The organism is Microbulbifer sp. THAF38 (genome assembly GCF_009363535.1).
Classification (GTDB): Bacteria; Pseudomonadota; Gammaproteobacteria; order Pseudomonadales; family Cellvibrionaceae; genus Microbulbifer.
Genome location: NZ_CP045369.1, coordinates 4,455,001 through 4,468,429 on the forward strand (window position 1 = coordinate 4,455,001; position 13,429 = coordinate 4,468,429).

The window sequence follows — 13,429 nt, forward strand, 5'->3', positions numbered from 1 at the left end:
CGCTCGTAGATTCCTCTAGTGGAGCCCACAAACCACGACGATTTAAAAGAGAAAAAACCATTGCGATTACAAGCATTGAAAGTATAAGAATGATGCGTAAGCTGCTGTCCGGAAAGCCTTCCACTAAAAAGACATTGAAAGCATAAACTGCTACGAAAATTGCAAAGAGCCATTCAAAAGTTACTACCATCCACATTCGCCGCTCTTGACGACGTACCCACTTCAATATGGCAGCAGGCACTTTTGTGCTAACCCGTTGCTGCTTCCACAAAGTTTCCAGTTCAGACCACTGTTCTTCGCTGCTCGCTTTATTCATTACTCACCTCCTGACAAGCAGATGTTCAGCCGTTCTTTTGCTCTGTTCAAGCGCACAGCAATATTGCTTTCACTGATACCAAGCACTTCGGAAATTTCCGTATAGCTTAACCCCTCTAAACGCAGAGTCAGGGTTTGACGCAGGCCCAATGGTAATTTTTTAACCGCAACTAGCAGACGCTCTGATTTACGCTCTTCCGCCAGGCGCTCATCAGGACCCGCTTGACTATCTGGCAGCGTCATCAATTCCTCCTCACCAACATGTTGAGGCTTTCTTCTGGCTATTTCGGTTACACAACGGTTGTGCGCAATGCGGTAGACAAAGGTTTTTAAGCTGGCATCCCCTCGAAAGGAAGGCAGCGCTCGCCATAGCCCCAACCATATCTCCTGAAGAAGATCCTCATGCTCTGCAGTAGTGCGCACATAGCTGCGTGCTATTCGGGAGATACCCTCGGCATACTCGGTTATCGCCTGCTGAAATAATTGATCCCGTAAATCCACCGGTTACTCCACTTTTTTGTAATGGGTACTGTACCGACGACGCCAAAAACCTTACAAAAAATTTCATTAACCTCCTCAATAATTGTCGATACCTTCGTCTGACACGGATAACCCAGGTTCGCCTCAGGCTTTACACACCGACACAAGCCGAGACAACTACACTTCGTCTGCATAATTTCTGAGGACACACTTATGAAGGCTCTCTATACAGCAGTCGCCACGGCCACTGGTGGCCGTGATGGACAGGCGGCATCGTCGGATGGTGCCCTGGATGTAAAGCTCAGCATCCCCAAAGAGCTGGGCGGGGATGGCGGAAGTGGCACCAATCCCGAGCAATTATTTGCGGCAGGCTATTCAGCTTGTTTTATCGGTGCGATGAAATTTGTTGCGGACAAGGAAAAGGTCGCCACACCGAACGATACCAGCGTGCGAGCTGAAGTTGGTATAGGGCCCAGCGGAAAGGGCTTTGGCTTGGAGGTGGACCTCTATATTGAACTACCAGGGATGGATAAGGTGGTGGCAGAAAGAGTGGCATTAAAGGCACACGAAGAGGTCTGCCCCTATTCCAATGCGACTCGCAATAACATTACCGTAAAGTTGCATATTACCGTTTAACTATAAAGGGCTGCCAGTCACTGGCAGCCCTTCTTGCAAACCTCTTTCCCCTCTTACCCCTGATGCGAGGCGCGTGCGGCCTTATTGGCCATCTGAAAAGCCAGCCGTGCGGCGGTGCGCGCGCCATGATCCTCAATATCGAAATAGGGGTTAAATTCGGCCATATCCGCCAAGCAAACCTTATTTGAATCCAAAGCGGTATCCAGAAGCTCTTCGAGCAACTCCAGTGCTACCCCACGCCCAGAGGGCGCACTGACCGCGGGCATTACTGCCGCTGGCAATACATCCAAGCAAACGGTGAGATAAACAAAGTCCACCTTATCGATAAAATCCTGGATTTGCTGCTTAACCTTATCCAGGTTCCAGCTACTGATTTCTCGATCGCGAATGACTTCGGCACCCAGCTCATCGGCGCGGTTGTAGAGTGCCGGGGTGTTAGCATTATCGGCAGCACCGACACAGAGATAGTTAAAGGGACGACCATTGATCTGGCACTGTTCCGCAATTTGATAGAAAGGTGTGCCTGAAGATCCTTTAGGAGAGGGTATACGGAGATCCAGGTGAGCATCGAAGTTGATAATGCCCAACGTCTTTTCCCGGTGCAGCTCGCGCATCCAACGCGCTATACCCAGATAGCTGCCATACGCAATTTCATGTCCTCCCCCCAGAACCAGGGGAAAGTGACCATTGTCGAGCAATTCATTGATACGCGCACCGAGCAAAGCCTGTGCGGATTCCAGATCCTCGCGGTCAACGCGCACATTACCGGCATCATAAAGAGGTAAGTCAAAAGTAGCGGGCAGATTGGCCATGGCCAAGCGCAGGATTCGCGGCCCTTTCGTCGCACCGATACGCCCTTTATTGCGTCGCACCCCTTCATCTGAGGCAAAACCGAGAATGGCGATCCCGGGAGGGTTATCCAGTTGCAGCGGAGAAATACGCTGGTGCCAGCGCTCTCCGGCGCGACCGTCCTCGCTGTCGGTGCGGCCACTCCATAGGCGCATATCAGCCAGCTGTAACATCTTTACCTCCCAGGAAAATCTGTGCAGGTTTCAGCGCGCCAAACTCATAAGCCAGCTGGTCCGGGGTATCCATTGGCCAGAGCACCATATCCGCGCGCAACCCAGGGCGCAGCACACCGCGAGAACAACAGAGCCCCAAAGCGCGTGCGGCAGCGCGGGTCACGCCGGCCAACGCCTCAGCCGGGGTCAGGCCAAACAGGTTGCAGCCCATATTCATCATTAACCGCAACGAACCAATGGGACAGCTGCCGGGATTCAGGTCGGTGGACAGGGCCATGCAAACCCCCGCCTCGCGAAGCTTTTCTACCGGCGGCACCTGGGTCTCGCGCAATGTATAAAAGGCTCCGGGGAGTAATACCGCCACGGTGCCGCTTTCGGCCATGGCCAACACATCGGCATCGCTGATGTATTCAATATGATCCACGGAGAGGGCGCTGGACTTAGCTGCCATCCTCGTAGCACCGGTGCGCGCCAGCTGTTCAGCGTGCACTTTTATTGGCATATCCAGTTGCTTGGCGGCATCGATCACCCGCTGGCACTGCTCTACGGTAAAGCCAATGGTTTCGCAGAACATGTCCACTGCATCGGCCAGTTGCTCGCGCGCAACTGCCGGCAATATCTGCTCGCAAATCAGATCGATATATTCATCGGCACGACCATCGTATTCCGGCGGCAGGGCGTGCGCGGCCAGGCAGCTAGTGACGATTTCCACAGGATTGTGCTGTCCCAGTCGACGCGCTGTGCGCAGCTGTTTCAGCTCCGTATCCAAGTCCAGGCCGTATCCGGATTTAATTTCGACAGTGGTAACCCCCTCAGACATCAGGGCGCGCAGGCGCGGCTCCGACAGGCGATACAACTCCTCGGCACTGGCGGCACGAGTGGCGCGCACGGTGGAAATAATGCCACCGCCAGCACGAGCCACTTCTTCGTAGCTCTCGCCCCCCAGGCGGCGGGCAAACTCCCCGGCGCGATGACCGCCGTAGACCAGATGGGTGTGGCAGTCGATCAGGCCCGGGGTCAACCATTGGCCCTCGCCATCGATCACCTCGTCTGGAGCGCAGTCCGGCAACTCGCGGCGCGGCCCCAGCCATACAATCTTGCCACCGGTTACCGCCACAGCGGCATCCTCTACAGCACCGTAGCCCCCGACAATAGAAGGGTCCATAGTGGCGGCATTCACATTAGTAATCAGTAGGTCACAGCGTTCTGTCATAAGCTTCTAGCGGCGCGCTTTTCCTTCTTTAACCATAGATGCCCAGTCCAATACCGAGCGGGATTTAGGGCGGTCAGGATACAGACCATCGCCCCGGCTTGACAGTCATCTTTAAGACAACCATAGTAGCTATTATTATTTCTTGTATATACAACCATATACAAGCCTAAAAGGCATCTAACTCAAGCCTATGAATACTGCAAGCGAGCCACGCTACGCGGCCATCAAGCGCCATATCCGGCAACAAATCGAGAAAGGCGCCTGGCCTGTGCATTTCCAGGTACCCTCGGAAAACCAGCTGGCACAGGAATTCGGTGTCAGCCGTATGACCGCCAGACGCGCATTGAGTGAATTAACCGATGAGCGAGTACTGATGCGCGCTCAGGGACTCGGTACTTTTGTGGCCGAACCGGTGCCGGCAGGCTCCCTCTTAGAAGTGCGCAATATTGCCGATGAGATTTCCGCACGCGGTCATAGCTACAGCAACCGAATTTTGCTGGCACAGCAGTGTATGGCCAACGCCGAAGTGGCCCGTGCATTAAAAGTACCGGAGCAGGCCAAAGTTTTTCATACCATTATTGTGCACTGCGATAACGGCGTACCCATTCAGTGGGAGGAGCGCTTCACTAACCCGACCCTGGCCCCGGAATATCTACAGCAAGATTTCGCCCACACCACACCCAACGCCTATCTTTCCAGGGTCGCGCCATTGACCGAGGCCGACACCACGGTGGAGGCGATTGCCGCAGAGGCCTCTATTGCCTACGCGCTGGAGATCGCCACCGGCGACGCCTGCCTACAGGTGTGGCGGCGTACCAAGAGTAGCGCCGGCACTGTGAGCTTTGCCCGCCTGGTGCACCCGGGTAACCGCTACCGCCTGGGCGCGCAACTAAGATTCTAATTTTGAATGTATCCCCTACGCCCCAACAATATGTGATTGATAACTACAGGGCGTAAGAATTTTTACCAAATATATTGAGAGGAATTTATGTCCGCTGATAAACGTCACGATCCCAGTCGCAAAATCCGCGCGCCTCGCGGCAGTTCGCTCAATGCCAAGAGCTGGCTGACCGAAGCCCCACTGCGCATGTTGATGAACAACCTGGATGCGGAAGTGGCTGAACGCCCGGAAGACCTGGTGGTTTATGGTGGTATTGGCCGCGCCGCGCGCGACTGGGAGTGTTACGACAAAATTGTCGAGGTACTGAAACGCCTCGAGGACGACGAAACCCTGCTGGTACAGTCTGGAAAACCGGTGGGCGTATTTAAAACCCACGCCGATGCGCCTCGTGTATTAATTGCCAACTCCAACCTGGTACCGCACTGGGCCAACTGGGAACACTTCAACGAGCTGGATAAAAAAGGCTTGGCCATGTACGGCCAGATGACTGCAGGCTCCTGGATTTATATTGGCTCCCAGGGCATCGTCCAGGGCACCTATGAGACCTTTGCCGCTGTTGCTCGCAAACACTTTAATGGCGAAGCGAAAGGCAAGTGGATTCTCACCGGAGGCCTCGGCGGCATGGGCGGCGCGCAGCCACTGGCGGCTACGATGGCCGGATTCTGCATGATTGCAGTGGAATGCGATGAAACGCGCATCGATTTCCGCTTGCGCACCGGCTATGTAGACAAAAAAGCCACCAGCCTCGATGAAGCGCTGCAAATGATTGAAGAGGCCATGGAAAAAGGTGAAGCTATTTCCGTTGGCCTGCTGGGCAACGCAGCAGATATTTTCCCGGAAATTGTGCAGCGCAATATTCTGCCAGATTCCGTTACCGACCAAACCTCAGCACACGATCCTTTAAATGGTTATCTGCCTAAGGGCTGGACCATGGAATACGCCGCAGAAATGCGTAAAAAAGACGAGGCCGCAGTGGTAAAGGCAGCCAAGCAATCTATGGCGATTCAGGTCGAGGCCATGCTGGAGCTACAAAAGCGCGGTGCCGCCACTCTCGATTACGGCAACAATATTCGCCAGATGGCTCTCGAAGAAGGTGTGGAAAATGCCTTCGATTTCCCCGGTTTTGTGCCCGCCTATATTCGCCCGCTGTTCTGTGAAGGTGTCGGTCCTTTCCGCTGGGCGGCCCTTTCCGGCAACCCGGAAGATATCTATAAGACCGATGCCAAAGTTAAAGAACTGATCCCCGATAACCCGCAGCTGCACAACTGGCTCGATATGGCCCGCGAACGCATTCACTTCCAGGGACTGCCCGCACGTATCTGTTGGGTGGGATTGAAAGATCGTGCGCGCCTGGCATTGGCCTTTAATGAGATGGTTGCCAATGGTGAGTTAGAAGCACCGGTTGTGATCGGCCGCGATCACCTCGACAGCGGCTCTGTAGCCAGCCCCAACCGCGAGACCGAATCCATGATAGACGGCTCCGATGCTGTCTCCGATTGGCCACTGCTAAACGCCCTGCTAAACACTGCCTCTGGTGCGACCTGGGTATCCCTGCATCACGGCGGTGGCGTAGGCATGGGCTTCTCCCAGCACTCAGGTGTGGTGATTGTCTGCGATGGCACCGAAGCGGCACGCAAGCGCATCGAGCGCGTTCTCTGGAATGACCCAGCCACCGGCGTAATGCGCCACGCCGACGCCGGCTACGAGATCGCTAAAAAATGTGCGAAAGAGCAGGGCCTAGACCTGCCCATGCTAAAAGACTGATTTTTTACCGCAATAAAAATACCGTCGGAAAATTAATGCGCGGCCCTATATTTTTCTGCCGCGCACTGCCGACACCAAAGCTGTAAATTTTTTTGGTGAAATAATTTATGTATCAATTGGAAATCGATCCCGGCCAGCTAAGCCTTGCGCAACTGCGCCGCGTTGCCCGCGAACCAGTACAGCTATCCCTGGCAAAAAGCGCTTATCCGGCCATCGAAGCCTCCGCCCACACGGTTGCCCAGGTAATTACCGAGGGCCGCACGGTTTACGGTATCAATACCGGTTTTGGCTTATTGGCCAACACCCGTATCGAAAAGCACGATCTGGAAAACCTGCAACGCGCTATCGTGCTGAGCCACGCCGCCGGTACCGGTAACTTTATGAGTGAAGCTACCGTACGCCTGTTGATGGTGCTGAAAATCAACTCCCTCGCACGGGGTTTTTCCGGGGTGCGCCCGCAGGTTATTGAAGCTTTAATGCAGCTGGTCAATGCTGGGGTTTACCCTGCAATTCCAGAGAAAGGTTCTGTGGGCGCTTCTGGGGATTTGGCGCCGCTGGCTCATATGAGCGTAGTGCTTCTCGGTGAAGGGGAAGTCTTTATAAACGGCGAACGCAAAAGCGCTCACGAAGGCCTCAAAGCCGCGGGGCTAGAGCCAATTACCCTGGCCCCCAAGGAGGGCCTTGCCCTGCTCAACGGCACCCAGGCCTCCACCGCCTTTGCCCTGCTCGGCCTGTTCGCCAGTGAAGATTTGTTCGCCGGTGCTCTGGTTACCGGTGCCATGACATTGGAAGCCGCCAAAGGATCGCGCCGCCCCTTCGACGATCGCATCCACAACGCCCGTGGCCAACGAGCACAGCGCGACGTAGCGGCGATTTACCGGGACCTGCTCGGCGAAACCAGCCAGATCGGTGACTCCCACCAATTCTGTGAAAAAGTGCAGGACCCCTACTCGCTACGCTGCCAACCCCAAGTGATGGGTGCTTGTCTGCAGCAGATGCGTTTCGCTGCCGAAGTACTGCTGGCCGAAGCCAATGGTGTTTCCGATAACCCGCTCGTCTTTACCGACGAGGAGAATCCGGAGAATTCGGACATTATTTCCGGCGGTAACTTCCATGCGGAACCAGTAGCTATGGTCGCCGACAACCTGGCACTGGCACTGGCGGAAATCGGCTCTTTATCCGAACGACGCATGGCGCTGTTGATCGACAATAACCTATCCGGCCTGCCGCCCTTCCTGGTGGAAAACGGCGGGGTGAACTCCGGTTTTATGATCGCTCAGGTTACTTCCGCTGCATTGGCCAGTGAAAATAAATCCATAGCGCATCCCGCCAGCGTGGACTCCCTGCCCACTTCCGCCAACCAGGAAGACCATGTATCCATGGCCACCTTTGCCGGCCGCCGCTTGCGGGATATGGCCGATAACACCTGCGGCATTCTGGCCGTAGAATTGCTCGCGGCCTGTCAGGGACTGGATTTCCGCACACCATTAAAATCCACAGAAAAACTGGAAGCGGCCAAGGAAAAACTGCGCGCGCGCGTCTCCTTCTACGACAAAGACCGCTATTTTGCCCCGGATATTGAAGAGGCTAAACAGCTCCTCAGTAGCGGCACCTATCTGGAATCTATTGATCCGACCCTGCTGCCGAGCACCCATTGATTTCCAGAAATTTCTATAAATAGGTTTTTATAGAAGATCAAGTTACAAAAGACCGGGGCAGGAGTTCCCGGTCTTTTTTTATCGTTTTGGTCCGGCAACAACAGCGACCTTAAAGTAGCCAATTATCCACTGACAGAAGTTGCAACGTGGACAACTCCCATCAGTTTCCCGACACATCTATTAAAACCTACTAGAACAATTTTTTTTCTTTGTGAGGAAATTTACGCCAAAAGTGCTAGGCTGAGAATTAGACGTTTTACCCGCCAATAGGTGTGGAGGTCTAGATGAAACCGCTGTCGCTTCGGCTGCTTCGTCACTCGGGCTATGCACTGGCCATTGCCGCAGGGTTCTCCCTGTCAGCCTGCAATGGCACAGGCTACCCCTGTGGAGGTTATGACTGCTCAGCTAGCTATTACGGATATAGCCCTTATTACAGCAAGTCATATTACAACCTACGGGGCCGCTACGCCCACTGCCACCCCGATGGGGTCTGCCACAACATGCAGCACTGCAACTTTTATTGGGATGGGAATTTTTACCGCCTGAGACCGCCTGCGGTAGTGAACAGAGGCTACCAGGTTATCGATCCGCCCGACCCGCCCTATCAAGCCAGGCCCTACTAAGACCGGAATTCTGTGTGCGCCCATTTGGCACACATAAAGGGGCTTGGCCCCTGCCGGGCCTCTCCGGGGGGAAATTCCGCTTACCGGAGATTGCACTATGAATAGAGCTGTTAAGGCGGCTTTCATTGCCGTCACGGTATGCACGGCGCTAACACTGGGTGCCTGTGCAACCGATAGTTACTATAACGGTGGCTACTATGGCGGTTACTATAGAGGGGGAGGAGTGGCCTATACCTCTTCTTTTGTTTACCCCTATGCAACCCCCAACTACTACCCTTCCAGTAATATCTATGTCTCTTACCGTACGCCGGTTTACCAGTATTACCGGGTAACCCCGCGCTATGGGTACTACTATGGTGGCTATGGCGGTGCCTATTCCTATTACCGCGCACCTGGCTTCCGCGGCAATGCCCGTTACCGGGCCAGGTATTATTATCGCGGGCTTCCCTACTACAACCGCTTTAATTCTCCCGGTGCTGCCCAAATGCGCTATCGCGCCCAACACCGTGGTTATCGCGGAGGCCATCGGGGATATCGCAGCCACCGTGGTTATCATCGCATTCGCGGTGGGCACCATCACAGAAGACGTTAAGGCGTAGCTGCCATTAACTTAACCGTGAAATAGCTGAGAATTCTGATGTTTCACAGCACCCGCGAAATGCCTGTGCAAATTAATAAATGCACTGGTATTTCGCGGGTTATTCTGGCGATAACTCTGCGACCATAAAGTTTGCTCTCTCCTAGCCCATCAACTTCATTGAAAAATTTACTGAAAAAATTCAAACCTGTAATTTTGTAATTAACTGCGGATCACTGATTAATTTTTGCGGTTACGCCTACCGATAACCCGCAGAAAATGCACAGGAAAACCCTTGATCACTTATCAAAAGCGGGGGAATCTAGTTTGTTTTAGTAATCTCTGCCTTACTGTCGCCACATTTCACAAAATGACGCCTTATTCCTCATAATGACAGCTATTCCCTCTACTCTGAGATAAGACAAACGAAAAACCCAGCCAACCCGGCTCAATCTGTGAGGTAACCGCAGTGCAAAAACTCCTGCCGACGCTGCTTGCCGTAGCACTGGTAACAGGTATTGCCGGTTGCTCCACAACTGCACCACAGGGAAGTCCAAAGTCGCTATCGCTAAACGGAAAAAAATTTCACTGTGTTGAACAAGAGCTGGAAACCAAAACCCTGGTGCGCTGTGCCCGATCAGGTTAAAAATTCAAGTTGTTGTAAAAACATTAAAAACTAAATATTTTAAGTAGTCTCGGGTATGAAAAATTATTCAAAGTACACAAGTTTTAATTCACAGAATATCGTACGGGCGCTGCCCTTGCCTTTCGAGAAAAATATCTAGTTTTCAGTTTTGTCAGAAGTGATTGGCCCGGGGCGAAAGAAAATTTTATTCAACCCTGACGACCCGAAGGGTATCGGTCTGACCACCGGTATCTTGTCGATAACCCCGGGAAACCAGCACAAAGTCGCCCGCCTTCAAAAGATTGCGCTGCTTTAAATGACTGATTGCTTTATTGTCCCTCGATGGTCCATCCATACCCGCCACCGCCATCAAAACCGGATCGACTCCGCGATAGAGGGCAACCCGATTGCAAATTCTGCGGTGCCGGCAAAAGGCATAAATCGGGATCACCGCACGCACCCTGGACATCAAAAGGGCGGTATTACCAGTCTCTGTCTGGCAGATGATAGCCTTGATATCCTGACAGTGATTGGCAATGGTGATCGCGGCCATGGCGATACAAGCATCGCCGGCCGGATAATCGCCGCGCAGACTATCCGAAGGTCTCTGTGTTGCACGGTGTTTTTCCGCCCCAATGATGACCTCGGCCATATGGCGTACTGTCTCAACCGGATAGTCCCCACTGGCGGTTTCCGCCGATAGCATGACCGCATCGGTACCATCCAGCACCGCATTGGCGACATCGCACACCTCCGCCCGTGTGGGCACAGGGCTGGAAATCATCGACTCCATCATCTGGGTTGCGGTGATCACTGTGCGATTCAGGTAGCGAGCAAAGCGGATTAAATGTTTTTGCACCCCCATCAATTCCGCATCGCCAATTTCCACAGCCAGATCGCCGCGCGCCACCATGATCACATCACTCGCCAAAATCAGATCCTGCAGGTGCTCATCGGTCGAGATCGCCTCTGCCCGCTCAATCTTGGCGACAATCTGGCTGTTGCCTCCCGCCTGCTGCAGAAGCTCCCGTGCCCGGTGAATATCTTGCGCATCGCGGGGAAAAGACACCGCCAGATAATCCAACTGTAGATCGGCAACAACCTGAATATCGCGCAGATCCTTATCCGTTAGTGCGGGCGCGGTGAGGCCGCCCCCGCGCTTGTTAATTCCTTTTCGATCGGAAAGCCAGCCCCCGTCCTGTACTTCAGTGGTAACCACATGGCCGTCAATTTTCTTTATAAGCAGGCTGAGGCGCCCATCATCCAGAAGCAGCGTATCCCCCGGGCGACAATCCCCGGCCAGCTCGACATAGTCCACCGATACCCCGGCGCTGCTGCCCCGCTCCCTGGGCCAAGAGGGGTCCAAAATAAACTCAGTACCAGCGGTGAGCTGCACACCCCCATCGGTGAATTTTCCCACGCGGATTTTCGGCCCCTGCAGGTCACCCAGTATGGCGATATGGCAGCCCTGACGGGCGGCCTCTGCCCGCACCTGTTCGGCGCGGCGACGATGCTCCTCAATTTCGCCATGAGAAAAATTCAAGCGCACGATATTCACACCGGCGGCGATCAACTGATGCAGGGTGTCCCCCTTATCGGTCGAGGGGCCGAGTGTAGCGACTATTTTTGTCCGTCGGATCATGCCGCACCTAGCCTTACTTTGCGCCTGGGTAGCGCCTTCTTTCACAGGGGAAGCATAGCTTGTCATGCCTGACGTCTCTTAACAGAGGGCAGCGACTAAGCTTTGCGTAGACCGGGTTTCAGGTTATGTCGACAGGCCCGTTCGAGTTTGTAGATGCAAGGGTCAGGGAGTAACTCGCCGATGAGCAGGTTGGTGCAACTGTGGCTAATGGGAGCTCTGCTGGTCATCGGCGGATGCCTATCGAACAGTGTGGAAGAAGCCAGAGTTGTACAGAATGCGGGAACGGCAAGTTCCGTATGTAATAAGAAATGGCAGTTGGTGCGTTTGCGCATTAATGGCGGCGCCGTGTCGATCCATAAGCCCGCAGACTTTACCTTCGTGTGTAACCTCGATGGCAATGTGATGGGGCGCAGTGGCATCAACACTTACCGCGGTGAGCTGCAGGTTACCGACAATGGCCTGATGCTGTGGGACAGCTCCAGCTTCGCTTCCACCAAGATGGGTGGTCCAGAGGACCTGCTTCAACAGGAGAACACCTACCTGCGCGCCCTTGCTGGAACTCGCCAGGCATTTACTAAGTCCCGCGGGAAGCGTTTAATCCTGCGCGATGCCTCCGGCGATATTTATATCGAATATGTCAGGGCAGGATCTTGAACACCACCACAGACCACTGATAGCTTTTACGATTAAATGTCGCAAAAACAATGAGAACGACATCATGCCGCGATCTCACCTTCGCTTGCAGCTTGTAGTCCCAACCCTATTGAGCCTGTTTTTTTCCGGGTGCATGTCCTTCAATGAGCCGGCCCCCCAACCACTCAGACAGCCGGCCTGGTCCGCTTGTGAGCACGACTGGATACTGTCGAACCTGCAGGATGGCGAGAACAACTACGAGTACACGCTACTGTGGAAAAAGTTCTGGCGCGAACGTCCGTTCTTCACCTGTGATCGGTTCGGCTACGTTCGTGGCAATGGCGGCATCAATCCCTATTTGGGGCGCTTCTCCCTCGAGAACAGCGGAGAACTTTCCTGGCCCAGGTCACCGGTCATTTCCAGGGTGGGAAACGGACGCCCCAGTGATGAACTGGAAGCCGATTATCTGAGAGCCCTGCGCAAAACCCGCTTTCTCGAAGTGGTGGGTGACAAGCTGATCCTAAGCAGTAACGACAGAGCCACACGGCTCGAATTTAACCGGGTCCATGACATTATGCGCTGAGTCGCTGGTATCGCTACCACTGGAACAGCCATAAAAAAGGCGACCCAATGGGTCGCCAATATCACAATCAAGAAGAATCAAAAAGATGAGTCAGATGCGCATTCGCATTGGAAAGCCTCGGCGCGCATCATAGTTCTCACAGATGACAGAAAAATGACATAGCGGACCTCAAAAACGCCGCTGATGCCTCTCCAGATTCTCCTGACGCTTGCGTTCACTCTTGCGCAGCAATAGGTAAGTAGCCCCCATGCCGCCGTGCTGTTTCTGCGCACTGTGAAATGCCAATACTTCATGCAACTGCGGCAGCCAGTGATTAATACAGCTTTTCAAAAGGGCGGGCTGCTTGCGACCCTCACCTTTGCCGTGGGTAATTAGCGCACAGCGCACATCCGCCTCGACACAGTCGCGCACAAACTCCACAACGGCACTGCGCGCCATTTCCACCGAGTGACGATGCAGATCGAGGCGTGCATCCACCGTGTACTTGCCCAGACGCAAATTGCGATAGACCCCGTTCTGCACCCCGTCGCGCTTGAACTCGATGGGGTCCCAGGGCGCCACCAGCTCGATATATTCACCGGAGAGGGGGTTCATTTCGCGCTCGCTTAAACGCGTCGCAGCGGCGCGACGCTCACGCAAGATACCCTCGGAAGGCTCGTTTTCCTTTCGCAGGGTTACACGGCGCTCCTGCACTAGCGGTTTGACGTCTCCCAATTCACCGAGAGCGTCTTTAAATAACTTGCTGTCGCTGCTCATG

15 protein-coding genes (1 of these 15 cut by a window edge) are annotated in these 13,429 nt (G+C 54.0%); 9 read left to right on the forward strand and 6 right to left on the reverse strand.

What is annotated here, in order from left to right:
- Together FIU95_RS19320 and FIU95_RS19325 are read right to left on the reverse strand one after the other, a co-directional pair.
- Positions 1-316: the 5' portion of a hypothetical protein gene (locus FIU95_RS19320; RefSeq protein ID WP_152455645.1), read on the reverse strand. The gene continues 278 nt to the left of window position 1, outside the view; only the first 316 of its 594 coding nucleotides appear in the window; its start codon is at positions 314-316; its stop codon lies off the left edge, out of view.
- A complete protein-coding gene (locus FIU95_RS19325; RefSeq protein ID WP_152455647.1) occupies positions 316-816 on the reverse strand; it encodes an RNA polymerase sigma factor in 501 nt (166 codons plus the stop codon). Before FIU95_RS19325 ends, FIU95_RS19320 begins: the two co-directional genes overlap by 1 nt.
- Positions 817-1,008: 192 nt before the next feature.
- On the opposite strand from FIU95_RS19325, the gene FIU95_RS19330 reads away from it, so the two are divergent.
- Positions 1,009-1,431 carry an organic hydroperoxide resistance protein gene (locus tag FIU95_RS19330; RefSeq protein ID WP_152455649.1) on the forward strand — a complete coding sequence of 141 codons (423 nt, stop codon included), beginning with the start codon at positions 1,009-1,011 and terminating at the stop codon, positions 1,429-1,431.
- Between the two features lie 53 nt (positions 1,432-1,484).
- Here the strand turns inward: FIU95_RS19330 and hutG are convergent, their stop codons facing one another.
- Positions 1,485-2,453 (reverse strand): formimidoylglutamase, encoded by a 969-nt coding sequence (gene hutG, locus FIU95_RS19335; RefSeq protein WP_152455651.1) that lies wholly within the window; start codon positions 2,451-2,453, stop codon positions 1,485-1,487.
- Positions 2,437-3,666 (reverse strand): imidazolonepropionase, encoded by a 1,230-nt coding sequence (hutI, locus tag FIU95_RS19340; RefSeq protein ID WP_152455653.1) that lies wholly within the window; start codon positions 3,664-3,666, stop codon positions 2,437-2,439. Before hutI ends, hutG begins: the two co-directional genes overlap by 17 nt.
- Before the next feature lie 190 nt (positions 3,667-3,856).
- On the opposite strand from hutI, the gene hutC reads away from it, so the two are divergent.
- The 6 genes from hutC to FIU95_RS21255 all read left to right on the forward strand — a co-directional run bounded on the left by hutC (position 3,857) and on the right by FIU95_RS21255 (position 9,835).
- The gene (hutC, locus tag FIU95_RS19345) at positions 3,857-4,567 is read left to right on the forward strand and encodes a histidine utilization repressor (protein WP_152455655.1); all 711 of its coding nucleotides are present in this window, start codon (positions 3,857-3,859) and stop codon (positions 4,565-4,567) included.
- 87 nt (positions 4,568-4,654) lie between these two features.
- A complete protein-coding gene (gene hutU / locus FIU95_RS19350; RefSeq protein ID WP_152455657.1) occupies positions 4,655-6,331 on the forward strand; it encodes a urocanate hydratase in 1,677 nt (558 codons plus the stop codon).
- Positions 6,332-6,438: 107 nt separating this feature from the next.
- Positions 6,439-7,989, forward strand: coding sequence for a histidine ammonia-lyase (hutH, locus tag FIU95_RS19355; protein WP_152455659.1), 1,551 nt, complete (start codon positions 6,439-6,441; stop codon positions 7,987-7,989).
- Between the two features lie 284 nt (positions 7,990-8,273).
- Positions 8,274-8,612, forward strand: coding sequence for a hypothetical protein (locus FIU95_RS19360; RefSeq protein WP_152455661.1), 339 nt, complete (start codon positions 8,274-8,276; stop codon positions 8,610-8,612).
- Between the two features lie 97 nt (positions 8,613-8,709).
- Positions 8,710-9,204 carry a hypothetical protein gene (locus FIU95_RS19365; RefSeq protein ID WP_152455663.1) on the forward strand — a complete coding sequence of 165 codons (495 nt, stop codon included), beginning with the start codon at positions 8,710-8,712 and terminating at the stop codon, positions 9,202-9,204.
- Between the two features lie 454 nt (positions 9,205-9,658).
- Positions 9,659-9,835, forward strand: a complete 177-nt coding sequence (locus tag FIU95_RS21255) for a hypothetical protein (RefSeq protein ID WP_172975463.1) — start codon at positions 9,659-9,661, stop codon at positions 9,833-9,835.
- 184 nt (positions 9,836-10,019) lie between these two features.
- Here the strand turns inward: FIU95_RS21255 and pyk are convergent, their stop codons facing one another.
- Positions 10,020-11,456: a pyruvate kinase gene (pyk, locus tag FIU95_RS19370; protein ID WP_152456472.1), complete on the reverse strand. Its 1,437-nt coding sequence runs from the start codon at positions 11,454-11,456 to the stop codon at positions 10,020-10,022.
- A 180-nt stretch (positions 11,457-11,636) separates the two neighbouring features.
- Between pyk and FIU95_RS19375 the strand changes: the two genes are divergently transcribed.
- Both FIU95_RS19375 and FIU95_RS19380 read left to right on the forward strand, forming a co-directional pair.
- Positions 11,637-12,110, forward strand: coding sequence for an META domain-containing protein (locus FIU95_RS19375; protein WP_152455665.1), 474 nt, complete (start codon positions 11,637-11,639; stop codon positions 12,108-12,110).
- 64 nt (positions 12,111-12,174) lie between these two features.
- On the forward strand, positions 12,175-12,672 hold the full coding sequence (locus tag FIU95_RS19380; protein WP_172975464.1) for an META domain-containing protein: 498 nt from the start codon (positions 12,175-12,177) through the stop codon (positions 12,670-12,672).
- Between the two features lie 168 nt (positions 12,673-12,840).
- Here the strand turns inward: FIU95_RS19380 and smrA are convergent, their stop codons facing one another.
- The gene (gene smrA, locus FIU95_RS19385) at positions 12,841-13,428 is read right to left on the reverse strand and encodes a DNA endonuclease SmrA (RefSeq protein WP_152455669.1); all 588 of its coding nucleotides are present in this window, start codon (positions 13,426-13,428) and stop codon (positions 12,841-12,843) included.
- Position 13,429 lies beyond the last annotated feature (1 nt).

What these genes read in the sequence shown, in the direction of transcription:
- FIU95_RS19330 (WP_152455649.1), top strand. Translation starts at nt 1,009, where the DNA reads ATGAAGGCTCTCTATACAGCAGTCGCCACGGCCACTGGTGGCCGTGAT.
- FIU95_RS19375 (WP_152455665.1), top strand. Translation starts at nt 11,637, where the DNA reads ATGAGCAGGTTGGTGCAACTGTGGCTAATGGGAGCTCTGCTGGTCATC.
- smrA (WP_152455669.1), bottom strand. Translation starts at nt 13,428, where the DNA reads ATGAGCAGCGACAGCAAGTTATTTAAAGACGCTCTCGGTGAATTGGGA.
- FIU95_RS19360 (WP_152455661.1), top strand. Translation starts at nt 8,274, where the DNA reads ATGAAACCGCTGTCGCTTCGGCTGCTTCGTCACTCGGGCTATGCACTG.
- hutC (WP_152455655.1), top strand. Translation starts at nt 3,857, where the DNA reads ATGAATACTGCAAGCGAGCCACGCTACGCGGCCATCAAGCGCCATATC.
- hutH (WP_152455659.1), top strand. Translation starts at nt 6,439, where the DNA reads ATGTATCAATTGGAAATCGATCCCGGCCAGCTAAGCCTTGCGCAACTG.
- FIU95_RS19365 (WP_152455663.1), top strand. Translation starts at nt 8,710, where the DNA reads ATGAATAGAGCTGTTAAGGCGGCTTTCATTGCCGTCACGGTATGCACG.
- pyk (WP_152456472.1), bottom strand. Translation starts at nt 11,456, where the DNA reads ATGATCCGACGGACAAAAATAGTCGCTACACTCGGCCCCTCGACCGAT.
- hutG (WP_152455651.1), bottom strand. Translation starts at nt 2,453, where the DNA reads ATGTTACAGCTGGCTGATATGCGCCTATGGAGTGGCCGCACCGACAGC.
- FIU95_RS19380 (WP_172975464.1), top strand. Translation starts at nt 12,175, where the DNA reads ATGCCGCGATCTCACCTTCGCTTGCAGCTTGTAGTCCCAACCCTATTG.
- hutI (WP_152455653.1), bottom strand. Translation starts at nt 3,666, where the DNA reads ATGACAGAACGCTGTGACCTACTGATTACTAATGTGAATGCCGCCACT.
- hutU (WP_152455657.1), top strand. Translation starts at nt 4,655, where the DNA reads ATGTCCGCTGATAAACGTCACGATCCCAGTCGCAAAATCCGCGCGCCT.